The sequence below is a fragment of the Emticicia sp. genome (assembly GCF_049241225.1).
Lineage (GTDB): Bacteria > Bacteroidota > Bacteroidia > Cytophagales > Spirosomataceae > Emticicia.
Genome location: NZ_JBMLRC010000048.1, coordinates 1 through 2,052, shown reverse-complemented (window position 1 = coordinate 2,052; position 2,052 = coordinate 1). Strand labels below are relative to the sequence as shown.

The window sequence follows — 2,052 nt, the reverse complement described above, 5'->3', positions numbered from 1 at the left end:
AAAATTGCCATGCCATTGTCTGTGTCCCCACAGACAATACATGCCGCAAACAAAATATATTTAATTCAACCTTACAATGAAAAATATATTCCTCTTAATAACCGCCCTTTTGTGTGGGTTTTCCGCCTTTTCGCAGGAAATCATAAAACTCTATCCTGCACAAGTTGCCAACGCCAAGCCTACTGAAAAAGTAGAGACTTTTGAACGTGGCATGTACCGCAACGTAACTGTGCCAACACTCGAATACATCAAGCCCGAAAAACCGAATGGAACGGCAGTAATCGTTATTGCGGGTGGTGGTTATGGCGTAATTGTGTATAATGGAGAAGGTCTCGGAACAGCCAAAAGCCTTGTAGAAAAAGGGATTTCCGCATTTGTGTTGAAATATCGTTTGCCAAGCGATGAAATCATGCTAGATAAGAAAATCGGACCTTTACAAGATGCACAACAAGCCATCAAATACGTGCGTGAAAATGCCGAAAAATATGGTATCGACAAAAATAAAATTGGCATCATGGGCTTTAGTGCTGGCGGGCATTTGGCCAGTACAGCCGCTACACATTTTGAAAAATCATACATTGAAAACCCTCAGAATACCAATCTTCGGCCTGATTTCCAGATTCTCGTTTACCCAGTAATCACGATGCAAGATGCCCTCACGCATGGCGGTTCTCGTGATGCCTTGATTGGTAAAACGCCTTCTCAAGAAGACAAAGATTTGTTTTCCAATGAATTACAAGTAAAAGCCAATACGCCCATCGCTTGGCTTACTCACGCTGCCGACGATAAAGTGGTGGATGTTGATAATAGTATTCAATATTTTGAAAAACTTCGTAAAAGCAAAGTCGAAGTTGAAATGCATGTTTACCCCAAAGGCGACCACGGATTTATCTTCCGCCAAAAAGGTTGGACAGACCCACTTTTCGATTGGATGAAACGAAATAACTTACTTTAATGATAATCAAATATATTCAATCAAATTCTACAAAATTATGAAAAAGAAATCCATTTTAATTTGTATTGTAATCTTTATTGAAGTCTTTGTTGCACAGGGACAACCACCTCGTAGCCCAATTGTGGTTTCACCAAAAGTAAATCCTGACAAAACGGTAACTTTCTCATTTTTAGCACCCAACGCCACCACTGTTTTGCTCGATGGCAATCAATTTGGTTCGGCAAATGTACCAATGACCAAAGGCGAAAATGGTGTTTGGTCAATAACAGTTGGCCCAGTGAAACCCGATATTTATCCGTATGGATTTAAAGTAGATGGCGTTACGGTAAACGACCCAGCTAATACGTATTTATTTCCAAATGAGCGTTTCAAGGGTAGTTTGGTAGAAATTCCATCGGATTCTCCTGCCATTTATGCCCTTCAAAATGTACCTCATGGCTCAATCACCTACGAATATTATCCATCAGTAGAAGGTTCTACGGGTACAGTAGTAGTTTATACACCTGCAGGTTACAGAAAAGAAACTGCAAAAAAATATCCAGTTTATTACCTAATCAGTGGTACAACAGATACTGAGGAAACTTTCTGGAAAGTAGGAAAAGTGCACTTAATGCTTGACAACATGATTGCCCAAGGCAAAGCAAAACCAATGATTGTGGTGATGCCTTACGGAAATCCTTTGGCACGCATTGCCGAACAAACTGGCAAAGATAAACCATCTGATGTGATGAGTCGTGATGGTGAAGATGCTCTCAAACGAATGAAGTTATTTGAAACAGATCTTATTACGAACATTATTCCTTACGTCGAGAAAAATTATCGAGTAATTGCCAACCGTGATAATCGTGCTATTGGAGGTTTCTCTCGTGGTGGCGGCCAAACGCTCCGTGCTGCCTTCAACAATGTCGATAAATTTGCTTACGTATGTAGCTATGCGTCATATATTTCTCCTGCCGAAATGGACAAAAGTTTTACGAACATCACCGCAAATCCTGCAAAAACCAACAAGGATTTCAAACTATTGTGGTCGGGCATCGGTACAGAAGATTTCTTGTACAAAGGCACTACCGAGTGGGAAGCATATTTGAAAGATAAGA

Annotated in this window: 2 protein-coding genes; both read left to right on the top strand. The window is 40.4% G+C overall.

The window, feature by feature from the left end:
• Nucleotides 1–76: 76 nt before the first annotated feature.
• A complete protein-coding gene (locus tag ACOVO2_RS03085; RefSeq protein ID WP_421768564.1) occupies nt 77–955 on the top strand; it encodes an alpha/beta hydrolase in 879 nt (292 codons plus the stop codon).
• Nucleotides 956–992: 37 nt separating this feature from the next.
• Nucleotides 993–2,052 (top strand): esterase (locus ACOVO2_RS03080; protein ID WP_421768563.1); only part of this gene is annotated, 1,060 nt, incomplete at its 3' end.